The organism is Mesorhizobium sp. M1E.F.Ca.ET.063.01.1.1 (assembly GCF_003998155.1).
Lineage (GTDB): Bacteria > Pseudomonadota > Alphaproteobacteria > Rhizobiales > Rhizobiaceae > Mesorhizobium.
Window position 1 is genome coordinate 1 of record NZ_RZSC01001492.1, and the last position, 561, is coordinate 561.

General features: G+C 68.1%; 1 protein-coding gene. It reads left to right on the forward strand.

What is annotated here, in order from left to right; all coding sequences use genetic code 11:
- Positions 1-561: FUSC family protein (locus tag EOA29_RS39410; protein WP_189479183.1), on the forward strand; the 561-nt coding region annotated here is incomplete at both ends.

The following is a 561-nucleotide window of genomic DNA, read 5'->3' on the forward strand; positions in this document are numbered from 1 at the left end:
GCATCTGCACGCTCGTCTCCTCGCTGCTGCGCAATCCGGAGGCCTATGGTGCGGCCCTTGCCGGCTATACGGCGATGATCATCAGCCTGCCGGCGTTCGGGCAGCCGCATCTCGTTGTCGATCTCGCCATCGCGCGCTGCGCCGAAATCGTGCTCGGCATCGTCTGCGCCGGCGTCACCAGCCGGCTGATCCTGCCGAAGCTGGCGGCGGACGCCATCATATCGAGACTGAAGCGCAGCATTCTCGATCTCGCGGACTATGCCGGAGGCGCCTTTTCCGGCGGCGACCCGGCTAGCCTTGCCGCGCTGCAGCGCAAGCTGATCACCGATGCCCAGACGCTTGCCGAGATGCGCACCTATGCGCGGCTGGAGGCGCCGAGCTTCGCCCCGCGCGCCCATCCGGTGCGGCGCACGATCGGGCAGCTTCTGTGGGCGCTCTCGGCGGCACGTGCGCTGCATACCCATGCCGCGCCGAAAAACGCGACGCTCATCCCCGTGCGCAGCGACTTGCAGGCTTTCGTCGGCGACCTGTCGGAAACGCCCGGCGCGCTTGACGATACCG